Source organism: Streptococcus sanguinis (assembly GCF_003943735.1).
Taxonomy (GTDB): domain Bacteria; phylum Bacillota; class Bacilli; order Lactobacillales; family Streptococcaceae; genus Streptococcus; species Streptococcus sanguinis_E.
Map to the genome: position 1 here is coordinate 21,673 of NZ_RJMV01000008.1, position 20,294 is coordinate 41,966.

The window sequence follows — 20,294 nt, forward strand, 5'->3', positions numbered from 1 at the left end:
GATTGCTTATCCTATTTGAAACGAAAGGAGGTGGGAGAGTGAGTGAAAAGAAAACATTTCTGAAACAATTCTTACGTCTCAGTCTACCGTTTTCTCTTCAATTTCTACTGGCCAGCGCTGTCAATCTAGCTGATGTTGTCATGATTGGACAGCTAGGGGAAAAACAAATCGCAGCTGCTGGTGCTGCCAACCAGATTTTCTTTCTCTTGACTATTGTACAGTTTGGTATTGGTAGCGGAGCTTCTGTCTTCATGGCCCAATACTGGGGAGCCCAGCGAATTGCCGATATGAGAAAAACCTTGGGATTAGTCTATATGCTGAGCGGGCTCATCTCCGCTTCCTTTACCTTAGTCGCTTTACTTTTTCCCAAGCAACTGATTGGTTTTTATATTCATGATTCCGAAGCTATTCAGTTGGGCGCCCAGTACTTATCTATCGTCTCCTGGACCTACCTGATGACAGCTATTACAACTTCTCTGGCTACTATGTGTCGCTGTAGTAACGAAGTTTTCTTACCAACTCTTGCAAGTCTCCTATCCATGGCGACCAATATCATTGGCAATGCCGTCCTTATTTTTGGACTGATTGGGTTTCCTAAACTTGGACTAGTTGGTGCTGCTATTGCCACCTTTATAGCTCGATTGCTGGAGCTTTGCTGGTTAGTCTTTGGTGTCTATCGAACAAGGATGGCTGGAGCCGCTAGCATAGCTGAACTCTTTGCCTTTCACAAAGACTTCGTTTATCAATTTTTGAAAAAAACCTTGCCAGTCGTCTTCAATGAAGGCGCCTGGTCTCTTGGAACATCAATTGGCTTGGCTATTATCGGACTATTAGGTACTGAAGTGGTGGCCTCCACCCAGATTGCTAGCGCCATTGCCCAAATTGGATTTGTCTTTGTACGCGGTGCGGGAAATGCTGTAGCTGTTATGCTAGGCAATACCATCGGAGAGAATCAAGTAGAAAAAGCCTTACAAGATGCCAAGCGCTTCTTGCTTCTATTACCTCTTATCGGACTTATCGTCAGCGTCCTACTCATCTGGGCTATGCCTTTAGCTCTGAAACTCTACAACTTAAGCAATCAGACAGAGCAGCTAACCATCTTGATGATTCAGTTAAATGCCCTGTTGTTTATCCCAAAAGCTTTTAGTGTTGTTTTAATCGTTGGGATTTTACGTAGCGGGGGCGATACCAACTATGCCTGTCTGCTAGATATTTTACCTGTCTGGCTCTTCAGCATTCCACTTGGCTATGCCTTGGTTAGTCTGCAGGCTCCCATTTGGCTAATCTTTCTTGTGATAAATGGCGAAGATATTCTCAAACCAATCTGGGGCATCCCTCGTGTTTTCTCAGGAAAATGGCTGCATAATCTTGTGCACGAGCGCATGTAAAAAAGCATCTAAATCACAACATTACCACAGAAATCGGAAGTGCAAATCCTGACTAAAAAGGGTAATGAGAGTTAGGTGCTTTTTTTATTGGTTTGCTACTCTAACATACAATTTTATAACTTGCGCATCATCTGAATTAAAACACTAATCTCTGCGTCATCTATAAGAATCTTAAAGCTTCGCTCCACTGTTCGGATGATTTTCCTAACATGCTTATAGTCATCAGGGAATTTTTCGATAACACCAGCAATTTCTCTACTGCCCTTCTTCAGGCATTCTCCTGAAAGGGTTCTCTCCACCAGACATGCAATATGGACAAACAAGCCTATTGTTTGCTCCTCTGTCAGCTGATAATAAAAATCAAATTCATCTAAAATAGCAGGAAGAATCTTTTTAATCTTAGCTAAGGAAGTATAGACAAATTGCTCTTCTAAAAATTGGTAAACTTTCTCATAATCGTAGCTATTGACAGAGGTCGGTACAAACATCAATAATTTATCTAAGTGCTCCTTGGGTTGCTCAAAAACATCTTTAATGGAAATGAAAGGGATACCCATAATTTGGGGGTCGAAAGTTCCAACAAAAGCATGGACTTGATAGGTCTTTCTTAAAGCCATCACTTCCTCAATCAACATCTCCTTATTGGCAACTGACAAAGCAATGACACGGTAACCCAACTTTGAATACTGATCAAGATAGTGCTTTAGCTGAAGAGAACCGCCCTCGCTAGTATAACAGAGTGTAATGATGATTTTTTCCTGGTCCCTATTTTTATACAGCTGATTCATTTCCATATGAAAAGCATGAAAGACACTGTCAATATCATTTTCTATCAAACAACGCCGTGCAATCCCCATGCCAATCATAGTAATGGGAATTGCAAATTCTCTGATTTTAATCAGAGTTTCTTCTCGAATTTTATCCAGCATTTCTTTAATCGATCCCATATCATAGAGAACGATGACACCTAAACCTTGGTCTAACCCCTCAATTTGCTCTTTTAATTTGCTATAGCTTTCCTCTAGAGATTCTTCTAATAGAATATCAAAGCCATACACTTGGTTATTTTTAGTCAGCATCTTGGTTGACTCAGCCAAGGACTTGGCAACCCCTTTACCATGCAGGACGTAGAGCAAGATAGGTCGTAGACTATCTTGTTTCTTTTCGGATTCAATAATAAACATGGTTAGGATGACGATTTCATCTATTGGAACAGCTAGTTGAAATCTTGTTTCTAGTTGCTTGGCAAATTTAGAACATTGTGCATACTCTATTGGATAATCCCGAATCACTTTCACAATAGCATCATTATCCAACTGCCGATTCAACGAGCCTTTCTGCTTAATCATCGCATTGACATGAAGGCTGATGCCGTAATATGCCGTCGAATTAAGCTCTAGATTGAGTTCTTTTTGAACAGATAGAACAAAGGCTTGTACCAACTGAATCACTTCAGCAGAGACAATCGTCTCAAGCTGATTAAGATTTTTAAACTCATCTTCTTTCTCGACAAAAGGTTTGTATTCAATATAGCTTTGAATATAGTTTCTCACTGCCTCAAAAACATCATCCTGCTCAATGCCTCTTTCTGATAACTGAGTATATTCTGATTTAATTTTGTTATATAAATCATCCGACTCTTGCTCTGGAAAATCCAGTAATCCCAACTCCTTATCATAAATTAGCACCTTACGTTTGCCAATCAATTCATCGATTTTAACTACATTATGACTACCTAAATGACGAATCCCTTGATAAGGAATAGGCAAATCGTCATTACTGAGTGTTAAATCTTTTAGATCTGACCTCAAACTTCTTACAAAAGCATTGGCGCAAGCTGTTCGAACTGCATATTCTAATTCTTTTATATTGCTAATATTCGCTGATAGGATGAAGGAATGAATGACATCACGCGGCACTTGAATATCATGCGCAGAATTCTTTGATTCGATAGCTAAAAAGTAATTTAGTAACTCTAGCTTTTCACTAATCGATCTATTCGGATAAGAAGGCAGCTGGATTACAACAGGAAGTTTATTGGATAAATGTTCAGATAGCTTAGCGCTACTTCCGATAATTACCAAACCTTTCTTCTGACGTCTCTTTTGTTCTCCTTCTCTGTGATTCAGCCAGGAAATCAATCTATTCTGATCCGCCGAAGATAGAACTTGTATGTTATCTATAAATAAAATTCCTTCTGCCACTTTCTCAAATACAGACTTCGTCGCCTCTGAGCCAAATAACAACTTCAGCAAATCATCCAGAACATCAATATAGTCTAAGCAGTTAATTTTTTCAAACAACTGAGGCTTACTAATAGCTTGATTTTGAATGGCAAACTCCATCATTTTATTAACGAAGTGAGTTCTACCAGCACCGACCTCGGATAAAATAAGTACAGGAAGGGCATAATTTGGGTATAAAATAGCTGCCTGTGCTAACTGGATGGCTGTTCGCAGGCTGCCATTTTCACCTATAATGCTTGGAAAATCCAAAGGATTTTCTACAAATACCTCTTTTAACTTGTATTGAACTGGCCGTGTATTTCCTTTAACGAGTATCCCTTCTTTTACCAATTGATTCAAAATAGTGCTCACATTTGAGCGTCGCATTCCTAAAGCAGCAGCAATTACTTTCGTTTCAAGGCCTTGCTTATCATTCTTTAGTAATTCTTGCTCTAGATATTCTAAGACTAGTGTTTTGGCAACCTTCATATTCTACCTCACTGATATTTTTCTCCCATTATCGTCATTCAATTTATCTTATACTGCAGCTTGATTCACCTACTTAGAGCCTTAGAACTTACTCCCTATCATCCTGTCATTTCCTTATCTAAACATTATAAATTGAAGCAAGAGAATGATAGAATACATAAAAGCCAACTGTTAATGAGTGATATAAACAGCTGGCCTTTTTCTTTATCATTCAGGAATGAAATTCTTTATTCATTCTTTTATCAGAAAACCAAGTCGTAAGGAGATTCCAACTTGTCCGCTAAACTGGCTAGAAACTCCGCTGCAGGCTGACCATCTACGACTTGATGGTCAAAAGTCAGGCTGAGCGGCAGGAATTTCTGCTCATAGACCTGTCCTTGGCTGTCAAGAGCCAGCGCCGTTTGCAGGGCACCAACTCCTAAAATGGCCACTTCTGGAGTATTTAGGATAGGAGTGAAATATTCAACCCCTGCTCCCCCGAGATTGGTAATACTGAAGGTTGAACCTGAGTAAAGAGCTGGATCTAAAGTGCCTTTACGAGCTTGGGTGGCCTCTGTTTTGATAGCTAAGCCCAAGTCAGCCAGCGTTAGCTTATCCACGTGTCGGATAACCGGCACCACCAGACCATCACTCAGCGCCGTCGCAATACCGATATGAATATCTTCTACTTCCTGATACTGACCATTGAAATACCAAGCATTGAGCTGAGGGTGATCTTTCAACGCCTTGGCAACAGCCTTTGTAAGCAGAGTCGTGATGCTGATTTCGCCATTTTCTAGTGGAGAAGCGACCTTATCCTTCATATCCTGTCTAAAGGCCATCAGCCGACTGATATCCACCTTACGATGCAAGGTCACCTGAGCAGATGTCTGGAGACTAGTCATCATCCGCTCTGCAATAGTCTTGCGCATACCTGTCAATCCTGCACCATAGTCAACTTGATCAGCATGTTGAAGGACTGCTGAGCTACTTTCAGGTGTTTGGTTTGGAAGTGCCTCTGGTTTATAATTTTCCACATCTCGTCGGGTAATACGGCCCTTGCCTCCCGTTCCTGAAATCAAGGAAATATCATATCCTTTTTCCTTAGCAATCTTGCGGGCCAGCGGAGTAATGAAAATACGACCCTGTTCACTTTTTCCAACAGTGTAGGAACTTGCTGCCACAGTTTTTTCAGCTAGCTCTGGCTCTGAATCAACTGCTCCCTTATCACTTTCTGATTTATTCGCAGAAACTTCTTCCGTCTCCATACCTGGAATAGATTCTCCTGCTTCACCAATCCATGCAATTACTTTCTTGCACGGGACAGTATCGCCCGCCTGACTGATAATTTTTAAAATCACTCCTGCGCTTGGTGCTTCTACATCGCTGGTCAATTTTTCAGAACTGATTTCCAAGACAGGCTGACCAGCAGCTACGGTGTCGCCTTCCTTGACTAGCCAGTTATTTATCAAACCTTCGGTCATTGTTAAGCCTAGCTTAGGCATTACAATTTCTGTAGCCATACTTGCCTCCCTTCTATCTCTTCAGATCGTCAATCAATTCTGCAGCAACAGTCAGAACCTTATCAGCATTAGGGATATAGAGCTGTTCCAGATTCACCGCAAATGGTACCGGCACATTTGGCGCGCAGACGCATTTCACTGGACCATCAAGATAATCAAAGCATTTATCAGTCACTACAGCTGCAATATCCGTCGCTGTGTTATTGTGAGGGTTTGATTCATCAACGATAATCAGCCGTCCAGTTTTCTTGACTGATTCAAAGACAGTCTCCTCATCCCAAGGGGCTACCGTTCTCAAGTCAATCACTTCAACCGAAACACCATCTTTTTCCAAGCGATCCGCTACCTCATAAGCAACATAAAGCATTTTACCGATAGTAACGATAGTGAGGTCTGTTCCTTCACGGCGGACAGCAGCCTTTCCAATTGGAACTGTATAATATTCTTCTGGTACCTCTCCCTTGATACCATAGAGAGTCTTATCTTCTGAATAAATCACGATATTGTCGTCTTCAATGGAAGCCAGCAGTAACCCTTTAGCATCATACGGAGTTGCTGGAACAACTACCTTTATGCCAGGTATAGATCCAAAGAGACCGTAATATGAACCCGAGTGCTGAGCTGCAGCCGAAGCTCCTGCCCCATGCATGGTCCGCATTGTCATCGGAACCTTGGCCTTACCGCCAAACATATAGCGCATTTTTGAGCCTTGCCCCAGAATGGCGTCAAAGCAGAAACCGATAAAGTCATTGAACATCAGCTCCGGTACTGGCCGCAAGCCAGTCAGAGCCATTCCAACAGAAGCTGACACGTATCCGTGCTCAGAAATCGGAGTATCAATCACCCGCTCTCGGCCGTATTTTGGCATGAGTCCCTTGGTTACACCCATTACACCGCCCCAAGCATCTTCGTTTTCTTCTTCCAAGTGCTTGACTGTTACACCGCCAGCAATATCTTCTCCCAGAAGGATTACGGTGTCATCTTTTGCCATTGCCTGATCCAGCGCTTCATTGATTGCTTTCATAAATAACAGTTGTCTAGCCATTTGATCAACCTCCTTCTATCAATCAGCAAATACATCTTCCAGCAGAGACTCGGAACGAGGAATCGGACTGTCTTGAGCAAATTTGATAGCTTCTTCCACATCCTTTCGAGACTCCTCTAATATGGCATCAAGTTCCTCTTCAGTCAAGAGGCCATGCTCGATAGCGTAGTCACGGAAGACATCTAGAGCATCCACATCAGCCCAGTCTTTTTCTTCACCTTCCAAAGCCTTATACTTCTGCTCATCCCCTTCAAAGTGACCATGATCCCGATATGTTACAGCTTCAATTAAGGTAGGTCCTTCACCTCTACGAGCCCGCTCTACAGCTTCCTTGGCTACTTGGTAGACAGCAAATAAATCCTTACCATTAACCCGAACGCCGGGCATATTATAAGCAGCCGCTCTCTCAGCAATGGTGCCAGACGCTGAAGAATACCATTGCGGTGTCGATTCTGCAAAGAGGTTGTTTTCATTGACAAAGATAACTGGCAGTTTCCAAATTGATGCCATATTGAGACATTCGTGGAAATTCCCTTCATTGGCCGCACCGTCACCAAAGAAGCAGACAGCCACACTATCGGTTTTCAAGTACTTGTTTCGCATAGCAGCACCGGTAGCTAGACCAAAGCCTCCACCAACCATACCATTGGCACCGAGAATCCCCTTGTCCAAATCGGCGATGTGCATAGATCCGCCTTTTCCTTTTCCAAGCCCAGTCTCCTTGCCAAAAATTTCTGCCATCATTCCCTTTAAATCACCGCCCTTAGCAACACAGTGACCGTGTCCCCGGTGAGTACTGGTAATATAGTCCTTGTCTGTCAGATTGGCACAGACGCCAGTAGCAATCGCTTCCTCTCCAGCATAAAGGTGAACAAAACCAGGAATCTGTCCTGCAGCAAAGAAACGCCGAGTATTTTCCTCAAAATTACGGATATCCCACATAGTTTTATACATGGTCTTGACTTTTTCTTTGGAAACCTGCTCTACTTCAACTTCAGTAGCATCATAGACTTTTAAATCTACTAGCTCTGATACAGCACTTTGGTTTCTTGTTTTGCTCAATTGTTGTGGTAAATCTTTATAATTTGACATATTTTTACCTCCTCATTAATCGTCCTGAACAAGTCTTTTAGCGACCTCTTGTATTAGTTCTGATGTGGTAGGATGAGCAAAAACTGTTTCAAGAACTTGATCCAGCGTTGCTTCAGCCTGCCTCAGCAAAATCAAATTCTGCAGAAGATCTGTACCGTTCGGACCAACGATGACTGCACCTAGCAGAAGATGGTATTGCTTTTCTGAGATTAGCTTGACATAGCCCTCCGTCTCACCTATTGCGATAGCCCGCCCATTATAAGAGAAAGGCAGCTTCTCGACCAGAACATCATAGCCGGCCTGCTCAGCCTCTTCCTTGCTGAGACCAAAAGAAGCTACTTCAGGATTGGTGTAGAGTGAACGGGGAACACCCAGCGGATCAACTGCTTCTTCAGCTCTCCGGCAGATAGCTCTTACAGCCTTTATTCCTTCTGCACTAGCTACGTGAGCCAGCATATAAGATTCCAAGAGATCACCGATAGCATAAACATGCTCTTTGGATGTTTCGTAGTATTGATCTACCTTGACAAAATTCCGATCTGTCAAGGCTAATCCCATATCCTTTGCTAGCTCTAGATTTGGTTTGCGGCCAGTAGCGACCAAAAGATGGTCAAAAGCAACCTGCTCGTTCTCAAGTAATACAGAATTAGAAGTTACTTCCTTTATCTGCGCTCCCTGATAAATCATCACCCCCATTTTCTTTAATTTCTTTTGAATCACATGTCGCGCTTCTGCTTCTTCAGTCAAAAGGATTTCCGGCGCAACCTCAATAACAGTGACAGCAACACCCAGAGGAGCCATAGCAAAAGCTAGCTCAATTGCGATAACGCCACCTCCGATAATGACCAACTTCTCAGGAAGCTCCCTCAAGTCAAAAAACGTATCCGTCGTTAGATAGTCAACCTGTTCCAATCCCTTGATAGGAGGCACAAAAGGATAACTGCCAGTAGCCAAAATCACATCTTTGCCACTGATTTCTTTACCATTGACGGAGAAAGTTCGGTCTTTGACAAACTTGGCCTGCCCTTGGATATATTCAATACCTAAAGACTTAAAGCTAGCATGAATTCCAGATTGCAAACTGGCAATAACCTGATTCTTTCGGTCTACCAATTTCTCAAAATCAATCCTTTCAAGCTTGCTCTCAACGCCATAACGCCTAGCTTCCTCCATTGTCAGCAACCAATGACCGTGCTGGAGATAGGCCTTAGACGGTATACACCCTACATTCAGGCAGGTTCCGCCGATAGACTTCTTTTCTACCACGGCCACATTTTTTCCCAAACGAGCTGCTTCTTCAGCAGCCACATAACCACCCGGTCCAGCACCGATAATCAAAACATCATAAACAGACAAAACAGGCCTCCTTTCATAAAATGCAAAGAGTGCTCCAACAATCAAATTGATTGCTGTTGACTATAGATACAAAAAGTATCTCATTATTTTTCGTATTTCTAAGACTCATTTTAAAATCTCAGGATAGAGTCTGCTCAGAAGCTATGAACCTCCTTTCTGTATTTTTTTGTCTATACATAGTAAGCGCTTCCTTTTTAGAAGAAACTTATGCCAAATAATTAAAATCCAGTTGCCCATCTTTCAAACTGACATGAACTGTCATTTCAGTTGTTTCCTTATTTTCGACCAAATAACGAGCCAAAGGCGTTTCTAGATAGCGCATAATGCTTCTTTGAATAGGACGAGCACCAAACTCTGGTTGGTAGTCCTGCTGGGCTAAAAAAGCATAGACTTCTTCTCTCAGATGAAGCTGAATCTTCTGAAGTTCCAACCTTTCCTGAAGTTGCCGAACCATAATCTTTACGATATTGACCATATCTTCTGCCCTCAGAGGATTGAAAATAACCGTCTCGTCAATCCGATTTAAAAACTCTGGTCTAAAACTATGTTGCAGCAAGGATAGAACTTCATCCCGCGTTTCCTCAGTCAGTCCCTGTTTACTTTTTAGACTTTCCAAAATCTGCTGGGAGCCAATATTGCTTGTCATAATCAAAATAGTATTTTTAAAGTCAATAGTACGGCCTTTAGAATCTGTCAAGCGTCCTTCGTCCAAGACTTGCAGCAAGGTATTGAATACATCCGGATGGGCTTTCTCAATCTCATCCAGCAAGACAATCGAATAAAGCCTCCTACGAACAGCTTCTGTCAGCTGTCCTCCCTCTTCAAATCCTACGTAACCTGGTGGCGGACCAACTAAACGAGCCACAGCATGTTTTTCCATGTACTCAGACATATCCAGCCGGACCATTTCCAGCTCATTACCAAACAGCCGCTCAGCAAGGGCTTTAGCAAGAGCAGTCTTCCCGACTCCAGTTGGCCCCAGAAAGAGAAAGGACCCAATAGGACGCTTTGGATTTTGAATTCCTGCTCTCGAGCGCAAAATAGCCTCCGAAACCTTTTGAACAGCTTGGTCTTGCCCTACAATTCTCTGGCGCAGGAGCTTGTCTAGATTTAGAAGGTGTTCGCGCTCATTGTCCATGATTCCCTGCACTTTGATTCCTGTTATACGCTCTACGATACTAGCTATATCTTCACGACTGACGTCTGGCTGCTCAGTTTGCGCTTGACCTAGCTGGATTTTCTTAACAGCACACGCCTCATCAATCAAGTCCAGTGCCTTATCAGGCAAATAACGATCTGACAGATAACGAATTGAAAGACTGATTGCTGCCTGCAAGGCTTCGTCCGTCAGCCTAACTCCGTGAAAGTCCTGATAATTCTCCCGCAGTCCTTGCAGAATTGTCAATGCCTTATCTTGGTCAGGCTCCTCAATGCGAATCCGCTGGAAACGCCCCTCCAAAGCTTGATCTAGCTCGAAGCTTTCCCGATAAGCAGCAAAAGTCGTTGTACCAATGATATTAATCTGTCCCTGAGCCAAGAGCGGCTTTAAAAGATTACCTGCATCAAGAGAGCCCTCTGTCCGACCTGCCGTCACGATTTGGTGAATATCCTCAATATAAAGAATAATCTTTCCCTTAGCAGCCAGCACCTCATCCAAAACAGCCTTGAAGCGCTCTTCAAACTCTCCTCTATACTTAGTCCCAGCAATCAATCCGCCTAGATTTAACTTAAAAACTTCCTTGCCCTGCAATTTTTCTGGAACATCATCAGCAAGCAGTCTTCTAACAAACCCCTCTATCACTTTGGATTTTCCAACACCTGGAAAACCTAGGAGAATGGCATTGCTTTTCTCTTTCCTACACAGCACACGGATTATATCGTCAATTTCGTCTTTTCGACCAATTACTTGTCTACCGGTCTGGTCTGCCAACCACTGATTAAAGTTAGTTGCATATTTGCTCAAGGCTTGATAGCGACTCTCCTGACTGGAAGAGACAGCTCGTTTGCCTTGGCGAGCCTTATTCAACTTTTTCGCAACCATTTCCTTATCAATCCCAGCCTGCTTTAAAAAGACAGTTATCGGATTTCGCTGCTGGTGAAATAGACTGAGAATCAGGTGTTCTACTGTTACCACCTCATCTCTCAGTTCCGTCCTCTCAGCCTCTGCATCATCCAAAAGATTCTTGAGACGCTGGCTATACTGACGTCCAAATCGGTTCGTGTCCGTATGTGAAAATACAGGAATCTTGGCTAGTTCCTGATTGATGACACTAATAAATTCATTAATATCAAGGTCCAAACCGGTATAGAATTCCAAAGCAAAAGCCTGAGGCTGGGTCAGCACTGTCCAGACATGCGGAATGTCCACTTGATAATTGTGTTTTTGAATAGCTAATTCCTTTGCAGCTTTTAGTACTTCTTGCAAAAGATTGGTATAGTGTTCGGTCATATAGTTTCCTCGCTTTTCTACTGAAAACCAAAGACAACTGCAAACAATATTTTGAAATTTAACCTATTTTAACAAAAACTTAACTTGATAATCTTATGTTTATTATATCATTTTCACAATCAATATACTAGAAAAAATGTAAGCGTTTTTTCATGTTTTAATCTAATTTTAACAAAAGATTGTGAAAAAAAGAGCACTGACTTATCCTAAAGGGACAAACCAACACTCTTTAATTTGTAATATTTTTAGCCAAACGATTAAGCCGCCACTGAAAGAGAATGCCGCTCGTCACCAAGCTAGCAATGAGGCCAATCCAATATCCATAAGGGCCTAAACTAGTATAGTAATCTAAGAAGAGTCCCAGGGGAAGCGAAACTCCCCAATAAGCAATCAGACCCAAGTAAAACGGCACCTGAGTATCCTTATAGCCCCGAAGAATGCCCTGCAAAGGAGCCGCAAAAGTATCTGCCAACTGGAAAAAGAGGCTGTAGGTCAGAAAAACAGATGTCATACGGATAAACTCGGTATCCGACCCATAGAGAGCAGCCACACGGTCTCGTAAGATATAGAGAAAGAAGAAGGTAAATCCAGCAATTCCCAAGGCCGTCAGCCGCCCAAGTTTACAAAATTTCTTAACATCGTCAGGACGATTAGCTCCAATTTCATAAGAAACAATGATGGACATTGAGGTTGAAATACTCATAGGAAAGGCATACATTAAGTTTGAAAAATTCATGGCCGCCTGATGGCTGGCAATGATTAGTGACGAAAACTTAGCCATGACCAGTCCAACAACCGAGAAAATCACGACTTCAGCAAAAACCGTTCCTCCGATAGGCAGTCCAAGTCGAATGCCTTCGATTAAGCCCTTTTTCTCTAACGGTCGAATCTTCAATAGCTCATAGGATTGGACTTTTGGATGTTTGACTGCTACTAACAAGGATATGAGGAGCAAAACCCAATAAGCCAAAGAAGTCCCAAGTCCAGCTCCGGCTCCACCCATTTCTGGAAATCCAAATGCTCCGTATATTAGGGCATAATTGAAAGAGCCATTCAAGGGCAAGAGTAAGAGCATGAGATACATGGAAAGCTTAGTCAACCCTAGAGCATCAAACAGAGAACGGATGGTGCTAAAGAGCAAAAGAGGAATAATACCAAGCGCCAGATACCAAAGATAGTTCTTAGCTACTTCTTCTACTAAAGGCTCTAGTCCAAGGTGAGACAAAACCAGAGGAGCACCCACAAATACCAAGGCAAATAAAATTAGCGATAGCCCTAAAGAAAGATAAATAAACTGATAGAAATCAGCAGCAATTTTTTCTTTTTTGCCCTGTCCTAAATGATGCCCAATTATGGGTACCAAGGCCGACACAATCCCTATCAGCAAATCGAAAAATGGAATCCAAAGACTAGTTGCCATAGAAACACCAGCCAGATGCAGAGTGTCATACCGGCCAGTCATGGTCGTATCGACAAATGAAGCTGAAAAATTGGCCAGTTGGTAGATCAAAATTGGCAAAAAAATAGAAATAAAGAACTGCATCCGCTGCTGTAAATTATGAGTTTGGTGCATAGAAATCCCTCAAAAACTTTTTCTACCCAAGTAAAATCAATGAGCTTAGATTTTTAAAATATCAACTATCTTTACTATACTATAAGCCAGACAGATAGTCAAAAGGAAAAGGAAATCATATATCTGCCTCAGTAAAGACAACCTGCCCCTTCTCAAATCCAGCAATGCGAGCCAAAGAAAGGACACGATAACCAGCAGCTTCCAAAAGTTGACGGCCATCCTGAAAGGATTTTTCAATGACAATGCCAAGCGCTTCAACTTGCGCTCCTGCTTGCTCAATAATGGTAATCAAGCCCTTGGCTGCCTGACCGTTAGCTAAAAAATCGTCAATAATCAGCACCTTATCGTCAGAGGTGAGAAATTTGCCAGCAATCGAAACGGTCGAAGTCACTTGCTTGGTGAAAGAGTATACTTCAGCTGTCAAAATCCCCTCTGTCATGGTGATGTTTTTGGCTTTCTTGGCGAATATCATTGGTAGCCCCAGAGCCTCTGCTACGTAGACAGCCGGAGCAATACCAGAAGCTTCAATGGTCACTACCTTGGTAATTCCTGCGTCCTTTACCGCTTCCGCAAAGACCTGGCCAATCTCTTTCATCAGAGAAAAATCAACCTGATGAGTCAGAAAAGAGTCAACTTTAAGGATATTTTCACCTAACACCTGTCCATCTCTGAGAATCCGTTCTTCTAATGTTTTCATTTATCCTCCTTTTCAAAAACCATCCTGAATCTAGCAGAAAAACACGGCTATCCGTGCTTTTTCTTTACTCTTTTTCATTTTTATTCTCGGTCTTATCTTCTTCTCCAGCATGATTGACTGCTTTTTTGAATTCTGAAAACATTTTACCGATAGATTGCCCCAGTTCGGGCAGGCGTTTTGGTCCGAAAATGAGCAGGGCTCCCAGAACAATAATGATTACTCCAGGTACTCCGATGTCTTTTAAAAGTCCCATTAATTTCTCCTCGTTGATTTTCTTTGATAAATGATGCGACTGAGCAAGATGCTGACTTCATAGAGCAAAATCAGAGGCACTGTCATAGTCAAGTCACTGATAAAGTCAGCCGGTGTCAGGATAACAGCTAAAACCAGCAAAATGAAGTAAGCGTATCGTCTATATTTTACCAAAAATTTCGGATTGAGCAAACCGATAGAAGTCAGAAAGGACACAAGAACTGGCAGCTCAAAAAGGCATGCAATCGGAATAGTGGTATGAAAGACGAAACTAAGATAATTCTGCGCTGTCAGCCGAGTCTCAAAGAGGCCCTCACCCAGTGACAGCAAAACCTGCAAAATAGCTGGAGTCACAAAGTAAAAGCCGAAAGCCAAACCAAGAACAAAACAGATAAAGGTAGCCGGGATATAAGCGAAAACAGCTCGTGCTTCATTAGCTCGCAAAGCTGGTCGGACAAACTCCCAGACCTGATAAACCAAAAATGGCAAGGTCAGGGAAAAAGCGACAAGGCTAGCCAGACTGATATAAATCCAAAGGATATCATCCGGCCCCAGAACCAGCAGCTTCTGCACAAAATTACTGGTCAGCCATCGATAAATATCGGCTGAAAAGAGCAAGCCAACCAGAAAAACCAGGAAGAAGCAAGCCACTACCGCTAGAAAACGCCGTCTGAACTCCGTCAAATGCTCAATAATAGTCTGCTCTTTTTTATTCATGCTGCTGCTCGCTTCTCTGATTTTTAAAGCTAACATAGACAACCAGAAGGATAAAGAAAGCCTGACTAACTACCACTTCTAGGCTTGGATAAATCCCCATCCAGTCTACTGTCACAAAGCCATTGATTAGGTGAGTCGGTAGGATATTGGTCAGCTGAAGGGCATGGATGCTGACGCCCAGCATTTTAAAGGCCAGAGCATAGATTAGCCAAGTCAGCCAGAAGAAAATGCTGTGTGGTTTGAGAAGACCAGACGCCTTGCTCATGATAAAGGCCAGCAAGACCAGGACCAGAAGAGCCAAGCCGATTCCCAAAAGGAAATCAGTCATAGTGATGCGCGGCAGAATTCCTGCATAAAAGAGGATAGTCTCAGCCCCTTCACGGAAAACTGCCAGAAAGCTAAGAGCAAACATGGAAAGAAAACTGCCTGTGGCTGTTACAGCCTTCATTTGGCTTTCCATGAAGTCATTCCATTTCTCAATAGATGCCTTGCTGTGTAGCCAGATACCAACTAATATCATCATGGCGACAGCGAAAATTCCCACTGCACCCTCGATAATCTCACGATTGGATCCAGAAGCAACTACTGGGAAAAGAAACTGTAGCAAAGCTGCAATCACAGCGCTGGCTAGAACTCCGCTTGCTGCGCCGGCATAAACCCATTTGAGCCCTTTTTTCATCTTAGAGGCTTTCAGAGTCGTTATCAAAGCCATGACGATCAAGAGCGCTTCTACACCCTCACGCAGTAAAATCAGCATAGCATCAAAGAAATGATAGGAAGCTGTCGTGTCAATCTGTGACAGCTCACTAATCAAGGATTCTAGCTGCTTTTGATACTTCTCTTCGCTCCCCTTGACCATAATAACTGGCGTCTGACTCTCTACCTTGGTATAAAGTGAAGGATTATTGACACTGACATCTCCTTCAATCGTTGGCCAAATGGTGATGAACTCTTTCATCTTGGCAGCAGCCTTTTTATCATCTCCGCTTTGAAAGAGACTTAAGGCCTCCTCTAGCAGCTTAATTCCATCTTTCAGCGTCAGATTACCAGCAGTTTCTTGGACTTTCTCACCTTTGACAAAATTATCAATGGCGGTTTTCAAATCATCAAAAGAAGACTGAATCATATCAAAGTCAGTAGGCTCCGTCTCAATGGCGCTGCGCAAGAATGAAATAGCTGTTTCTACCTTGCCGTAATGGGCTGTGCTGTTGTCTCGAACCACGCTTTCATTGGTAGTCCAGGTACTATTCATCTTCTTGTATGCTTCTCTTGTCGCTTCTAAATCCTTAGCGCTAATGGCCTTTTGTAGGTTTTCAAATTTTGGCTCTAACTTACTGAGAAGCTTCTTTTTCTCAGCCTCTAAGTCGACTGGATTCTGCTCTTTTTCAAATTTCAAGAGGGCAGAAGAGATTTGTGTCAGCTTCTCCTCCGTCACCTGACCCGATAAGTCTAGTGCCTTGCTTACCTCTTGTCCCGCTGCAGAGTCGTGATTAGCCACCTTTTCAAAGTCAGTCTTGATCTCTCCGACTAGCTGCTTGGCTTTTTCCTGGTCCTTCTGCTTGACTGCAGTGCTGGCATCAGTGATTTTGACGAATAGACTGCTGTAGCTATCATCCGCTAAAACCGGCTTAGCCAAAAAGATCAGCAAGAACCCCATGACAAGTAAGCTTTTATTCAAATAATTTTTGACCAAGGTATTCTCCTTTTTTCACTCCACCAAAGCAAGCAAACAAACCACTACCGATATGCGTGACGTATTCATTCATCTTATCTTGAGCGCCTAGATTAGTTAGAACTTTGACAAAGCTGTCTGGATCTTTCTGGAAGGAAAGAAAGAGTAAGCCTGTGTCGAACTGACCAGTAGTTTCATCAATCCCGTCCGAGTAAGAGTAAGACCGGCGATATATGGGCTTATCAACCTCCTTGGCCAGACGGACATGTGAATCCTCTGGCAGCAGGTCCAAGTCAACCTCGTCAAACTCGTCTTTCTTGCCAAAAGGCGCTCCGCTATCTTTATAGCGGCCGAAAGTGTTTTCCTGCTCCTGCAGATTGGTTCGGTCCCAGGTCTCAAGGAACATCTGGATTCGGCGGACAGCCATGTAAGAGCCACCCTGCATCCAGTCCTTGCTATCGCACCAAATGACCTTGTCGAAGTCTTTTTCCTTGGTCACATTGGCTGTGCCGTCCTTAAATCCAAAGAGATTACGAGGCGTTGACATCCGGTCTCCGATAGCTGCAAAGCCTGACTGACTCCACTTCATAGTGATGGCATTTCTCCCCTTGCGGACCAGATTGCGGACCGCATGAAAGGCTACCTGCTCATCATCCGCGCAGGCCTGGATGACAATATCGCCACCCGTATATTTTTCTTTAAGCTGCTCCTTTGGAAATGGCGGCAAATCACGAAAAGCTTTAGGTCGTTTGTCTGACAAGCCCATTTTTTTCAGAAAAGAGGCTGAGACCCCAAAGGTCAAAGTCAATCGATAAGGGTTGAGACCAACAGTTTCTCCAGTATCCGTTGGCGGCAAAAGAGCATTGGAATTATCTTTTTTGACCAATTCTCCATTTACCAACTTCTCGCTATAGGCTGTCCAGTCCTTAAAGAGCTGGATAATGGCTTCCCTATCTGTCGTATGCAAATCCAACACAACAAAGTAGATATTCTTCTGCATTGGAGTTGTGATCCCCGCCTGATGCTCCCCGTAAAAGCTGATTTCTTCCTCACCGTCAGCGAATTTCTTATCTTCCTTGGCCTGATTAGCGAAAAAAGCAGATGCACCAGAGACACCCAGTGCAAGACCAGCGCCTCCAATCCCTGCTTTTTTAAGAAATTCACGACGATCCATCTTTTTATTAAACCATTTTTCGTCGTTTGTCATATGATTACTCCCCGTTTAGAATGACTCCCATTTGTGAAAGAGGCTCACCCAGTTTGGTCACAGCTTCCGCCAACTCTTTGGTGTCTTCTTTTGTCAATTCTGTATAGAGTTTGTAGTTTTCAGAGTCAGTCATGTGCTTGTCTAAGAGACTATTGACGTTTTTAAACTCAAGTTCCAAGGTCTTGACGAGTTTCTCGTCCTTATCCTTAATCAATGGCTTAAAGAGCTCAAAAATCTTTTCTGCTCCTTCGATATTCGCACGGAAATCATAGAGATCTGTATGAGAGAAAACTTCTTCCTCACCTGTAATCTTGCTAGTTGCTACTTCATTAAGCAAGTCAACAGCGCCTGTCAACATCATATCCGGCGTCACTTCAACCGTTGCGATTTTAGCTTTTAGCTCCTTGATATCGTTGACCAGCTGATCGGCATAGCTTTCAGTTCCTTTGGTTGTATTTTGCTCCCACATGATTTTTTCGATGCGGTGGAAACCAGACCAGCCTTCTTCGGTCTTGTTTTCATCCACATAGTCGACCAAGCGGAAGTCAATTTTAACGTCTGATTCACCAAAGCTCTCAGCAATCGGCTCCGAGCGCTCGTAGGCCATCCGGATAAGCGGATATTGCTTTTTAGCCTCATCAAGCTTGCCTTCTTTAAGGGTATCACGAAACTTCTCCGTATCTGTCAGGAGCTGATCAATTTGTCCTTGGACAAACGTTTTATAATCCGCTGTCGCCTTGTCCAATTCTTTCTGATTGACAGCCGTTTGGCTGCTGGATGCTTGACTGCTTGAGCCAGTCTTGTTTGAAGAGTTGTTGGCTGCGCAGCCAGTCAGTAAAATTGCCGTTGAAAATAGGACGATGCCAAGTTTTTTCATGGTGACTCCTTTGTTTTCTCTCCTAGATAGAGATTATTTCCTGTAAATTATACCAGTTTTTTTCTCATATTTCAAGAAATTGTCTGACAATTTAATCAAAAACTGTATATTAAGACCATTAAAGCAGCTCTTCTTTGATTTTTCCGATTTCCGTCTTTTTCAGCACCAAGTAAATCGTATCTCCTAGATAGAGTCGCGTGCTACCATTGACCGTTTGAGTCTTTCCCTTGTGGACATTCATGGTAATCAAGACCCCATCAGGCAAGTTTAGCTCATGCACCTGCCGACCAGCAATCTTTTCAGAAACAGGGATTTCAATTAAAGTAGTATCTCCTTGGTCCTCGATACTATCTGGCAACATTTTTTCCAGCATGGCTTCATAGACTGGCGCTCCTTTTAGCAGATCCATGATAATGTAAGCAGTCAGAGTGACCAGTCCCAGCGGCATGAGATTACGGATGTCACCGACCATCTCTGTGACCAGAATCATAGCTGTCAGTGGAGCCTTGGAAATAGCTCCAAAGTAGCCACTCATGCCCAGAATAATGAAAATCGGAAATTGCTCCTGAGAAATCAAACCTAACTGAAGACAGACTGCCCCCATTGCTCCGCCCAGAAGTGAACCCAGAGCAAGGATAGGCAGAAAAATACCACCTGGTAGCCCGCTTCCGTAACTCAGCATGCTCCAGATAAAACGCAGAACAAAAAATAAGAGCAAGGTTCCCACAGTATAATGACTAGCAGTCAAAGATAAAATCAACTGATTGCCCCCGCCCAGCAAGTGAGGCAGGAAATAACCAATCGGAATAATCAAGGCAAAGGCCAGAATAGGATAATAAGCTTCTGAAATTCGAAACAAGCGCCCCAAAAACTGGTAAACCTGCTGAATATTCAAAATGACTTTCTCATAAATATAACCTGACAAACCTAGCAGCAAGCCCATGACTAGGTAAATCCAATACTGCTCCAGCTTCATGACCGGGATATTATCCGGCATGTCCAGCACTGGCGTTAGGCCAAACATGGAGAGTGAGACAAAGTTAGCAACTAGACTGGCCGCCAGCGTAGAAACCCAGAAAAAGCGTGAAAAATGACGGTAAACCTCTTCTACTACGAAAAGCAGGCCTGCGATTGGTGCATTAAAAGCTGCTGCTAAGCCTGCTGCTGCACCGCTAGCAATGAGCGCTCTCTCCTCAGCAGCACTCAAATTCAGAAATTTAGAGACGCCTTTGCCGCTCATAGCGCCTAGCTGAATACTTGGTCCTTCTCGACCCAACATCAGACCGCTAGAAATGGCTAAAATCCCCAATACAAACTTCTTCCAGAGAACACTCCACCAAGAAAGTGACATCAGGCCTTTCAGCTCTGCTTCAACCTGCGGAATCCCTGACCCCTTAATGTTTTTCTCCGACTTTACCCAGCGAGCGTTGAGAAAGACGATGAAAGCATAAAAGAACACCAAGGCCAGTAACCAAAGCAAAGACTGCTGACTCCTATGGTAGACATCCTGCACTAAATGAAAGATTTTTTCAATCAGAAAGCGGAAAATCCCGACTACCAGTCCAGCAAAAATCCCAACTAAGACACCTCGCAAAACCTGGGAAATAATCGAATGAGTTGTGAAGTTAAATTCTCTCTTAATATCGTCCTCTTGCGAGATAGACTCTTTTGCCATTGCCAATCTCCTCTAAATAGTTACTTTACCACTATTCTAGCACAAAGCAGGCCTGATAAACAGATGAAATATAAATTT

The 20,294-nt window shown here is 43.0% G+C and carries 15 protein-coding genes; 1 reads left to right on the top strand and 14 read right to left on the bottom strand.

What is annotated here, in order from left to right; translation table 11 throughout:
• The first annotated feature begins 2 nt into the window (after positions 1 to 2).
• A complete protein-coding gene (locus D8877_RS08695; protein WP_185760208.1) occupies positions 3 to 1,388 on the top strand; it encodes an MATE family efflux transporter in 1,386 nt (461 codons plus the stop codon).
• A 113-nt stretch (positions 1,389 to 1,501) separates the two neighbouring features.
• Here the strand turns inward: D8877_RS08695 and D8877_RS08700 are convergent, their stop codons facing one another.
• From D8877_RS08700 to D8877_RS08765, 14 genes are all read right to left on the bottom strand, one after another.
• Positions 1,502 to 4,102 (bottom strand): PRD domain-containing protein, encoded by a 2,601-nt coding sequence (locus tag D8877_RS08700; RefSeq protein ID WP_125341694.1) that lies wholly within the window; start codon positions 4,100 to 4,102, stop codon positions 1,502 to 1,504.
• 242 nt (positions 4,103 to 4,344) lie between these two features.
• Complete coding sequence (locus D8877_RS08705) at positions 4,345 to 5,604, bottom strand: dihydrolipoamide acetyltransferase family protein (protein ID WP_125353045.1); 1,260 nt, start codon at positions 5,602 to 5,604, stop codon at positions 4,345 to 4,347.
• Between the two features lie 13 nt (positions 5,605 to 5,617).
• The gene (locus D8877_RS08710; protein ID WP_125353047.1) at positions 5,618 to 6,649 is read right to left on the bottom strand and encodes an alpha-ketoacid dehydrogenase subunit beta; all 1,032 of its coding nucleotides are present in this window, start codon (positions 6,647 to 6,649) and stop codon (positions 5,618 to 5,620) included.
• An 18-nt stretch (positions 6,650 to 6,667) separates the two neighbouring features.
• Positions 6,668 to 7,741, bottom strand: a complete 1,074-nt coding sequence (locus D8877_RS08715; protein WP_125353059.1) for a thiamine pyrophosphate-dependent dehydrogenase E1 component subunit alpha — start codon at positions 7,739 to 7,741, stop codon at positions 6,668 to 6,670.
• A gap of 15 nt (positions 7,742 to 7,756) precedes the next feature.
• Positions 7,757 to 9,097: a dihydrolipoyl dehydrogenase gene (lpdA, locus tag D8877_RS08720; protein WP_125353061.1), complete on the bottom strand. Its 1,341-nt coding sequence runs from the start codon at positions 9,095 to 9,097 to the stop codon at positions 7,757 to 7,759.
• Positions 9,098 to 9,302: 205 nt separating this feature from the next.
• Positions 9,303 to 11,546 (bottom strand): ATP-dependent Clp protease ATP-binding subunit, encoded by a 2,244-nt coding sequence (locus D8877_RS08725; protein ID WP_125353063.1) that lies wholly within the window; start codon positions 11,544 to 11,546, stop codon positions 9,303 to 9,305.
• A 229-nt stretch (positions 11,547 to 11,775) separates the two neighbouring features.
• Positions 11,776 to 13,119 (bottom strand): MATE family efflux transporter, encoded by a 1,344-nt coding sequence (locus D8877_RS08730; protein WP_125353065.1) that lies wholly within the window; start codon positions 13,117 to 13,119, stop codon positions 11,776 to 11,778.
• A 115-nt stretch (positions 13,120 to 13,234) separates the two neighbouring features.
• Positions 13,235 to 13,816, bottom strand: coding sequence for a xanthine phosphoribosyltransferase (locus D8877_RS08735; RefSeq protein WP_002912399.1), 582 nt, complete (start codon positions 13,814 to 13,816; stop codon positions 13,235 to 13,237).
• Positions 13,817 to 13,880: 64 nt separating this feature from the next.
• A complete protein-coding gene (locus D8877_RS08740; RefSeq protein WP_002897604.1) occupies positions 13,881 to 14,069 on the bottom strand; it encodes a twin-arginine translocase TatA/TatE family subunit in 189 nt (62 codons plus the stop codon).
• Complete coding sequence (gene tatC / locus D8877_RS08745) at positions 14,069 to 14,785, bottom strand: twin-arginine translocase subunit TatC (protein WP_002912398.1); 717 nt, start codon at positions 14,783 to 14,785, stop codon at positions 14,069 to 14,071. Before tatC ends, D8877_RS08740 begins: the two co-directional genes overlap by 1 nt.
• On the bottom strand, positions 14,778 to 16,478 hold the full coding sequence (locus D8877_RS08750) for an FTR1 family protein (RefSeq protein WP_049542449.1): 1,701 nt from the start codon (positions 16,476 to 16,478) through the stop codon (positions 14,778 to 14,780). Before D8877_RS08750 ends, tatC begins: the two co-directional genes overlap by 8 nt.
• Positions 16,456 to 17,664, bottom strand: coding sequence for an iron uptake transporter deferrochelatase/peroxidase subunit (gene efeB / locus D8877_RS08755; protein WP_124764660.1), 1,209 nt, complete (start codon positions 17,662 to 17,664; stop codon positions 16,456 to 16,458). The genes D8877_RS08750 and efeB overlap by 23 nt, the downstream gene beginning before the upstream one ends.
• A gap of 4 nt (positions 17,665 to 17,668) precedes the next feature.
• Entirely contained in the window at positions 17,669 to 18,541 is an 873-nt protein-coding gene (gene efeO, locus D8877_RS08760) for an iron uptake system protein EfeO (protein WP_125353068.1), read from the bottom strand.
• A 118-nt stretch (positions 18,542 to 18,659) separates the two neighbouring features.
• Complete coding sequence (locus tag D8877_RS08765; RefSeq protein WP_002912393.1) at positions 18,660 to 20,216, bottom strand: H(+)/Cl(-) exchange transporter ClcA; 1,557 nt, start codon at positions 20,214 to 20,216, stop codon at positions 18,660 to 18,662.
• Between the last annotated feature and the right edge of the window lie 78 nt (positions 20,217 to 20,294).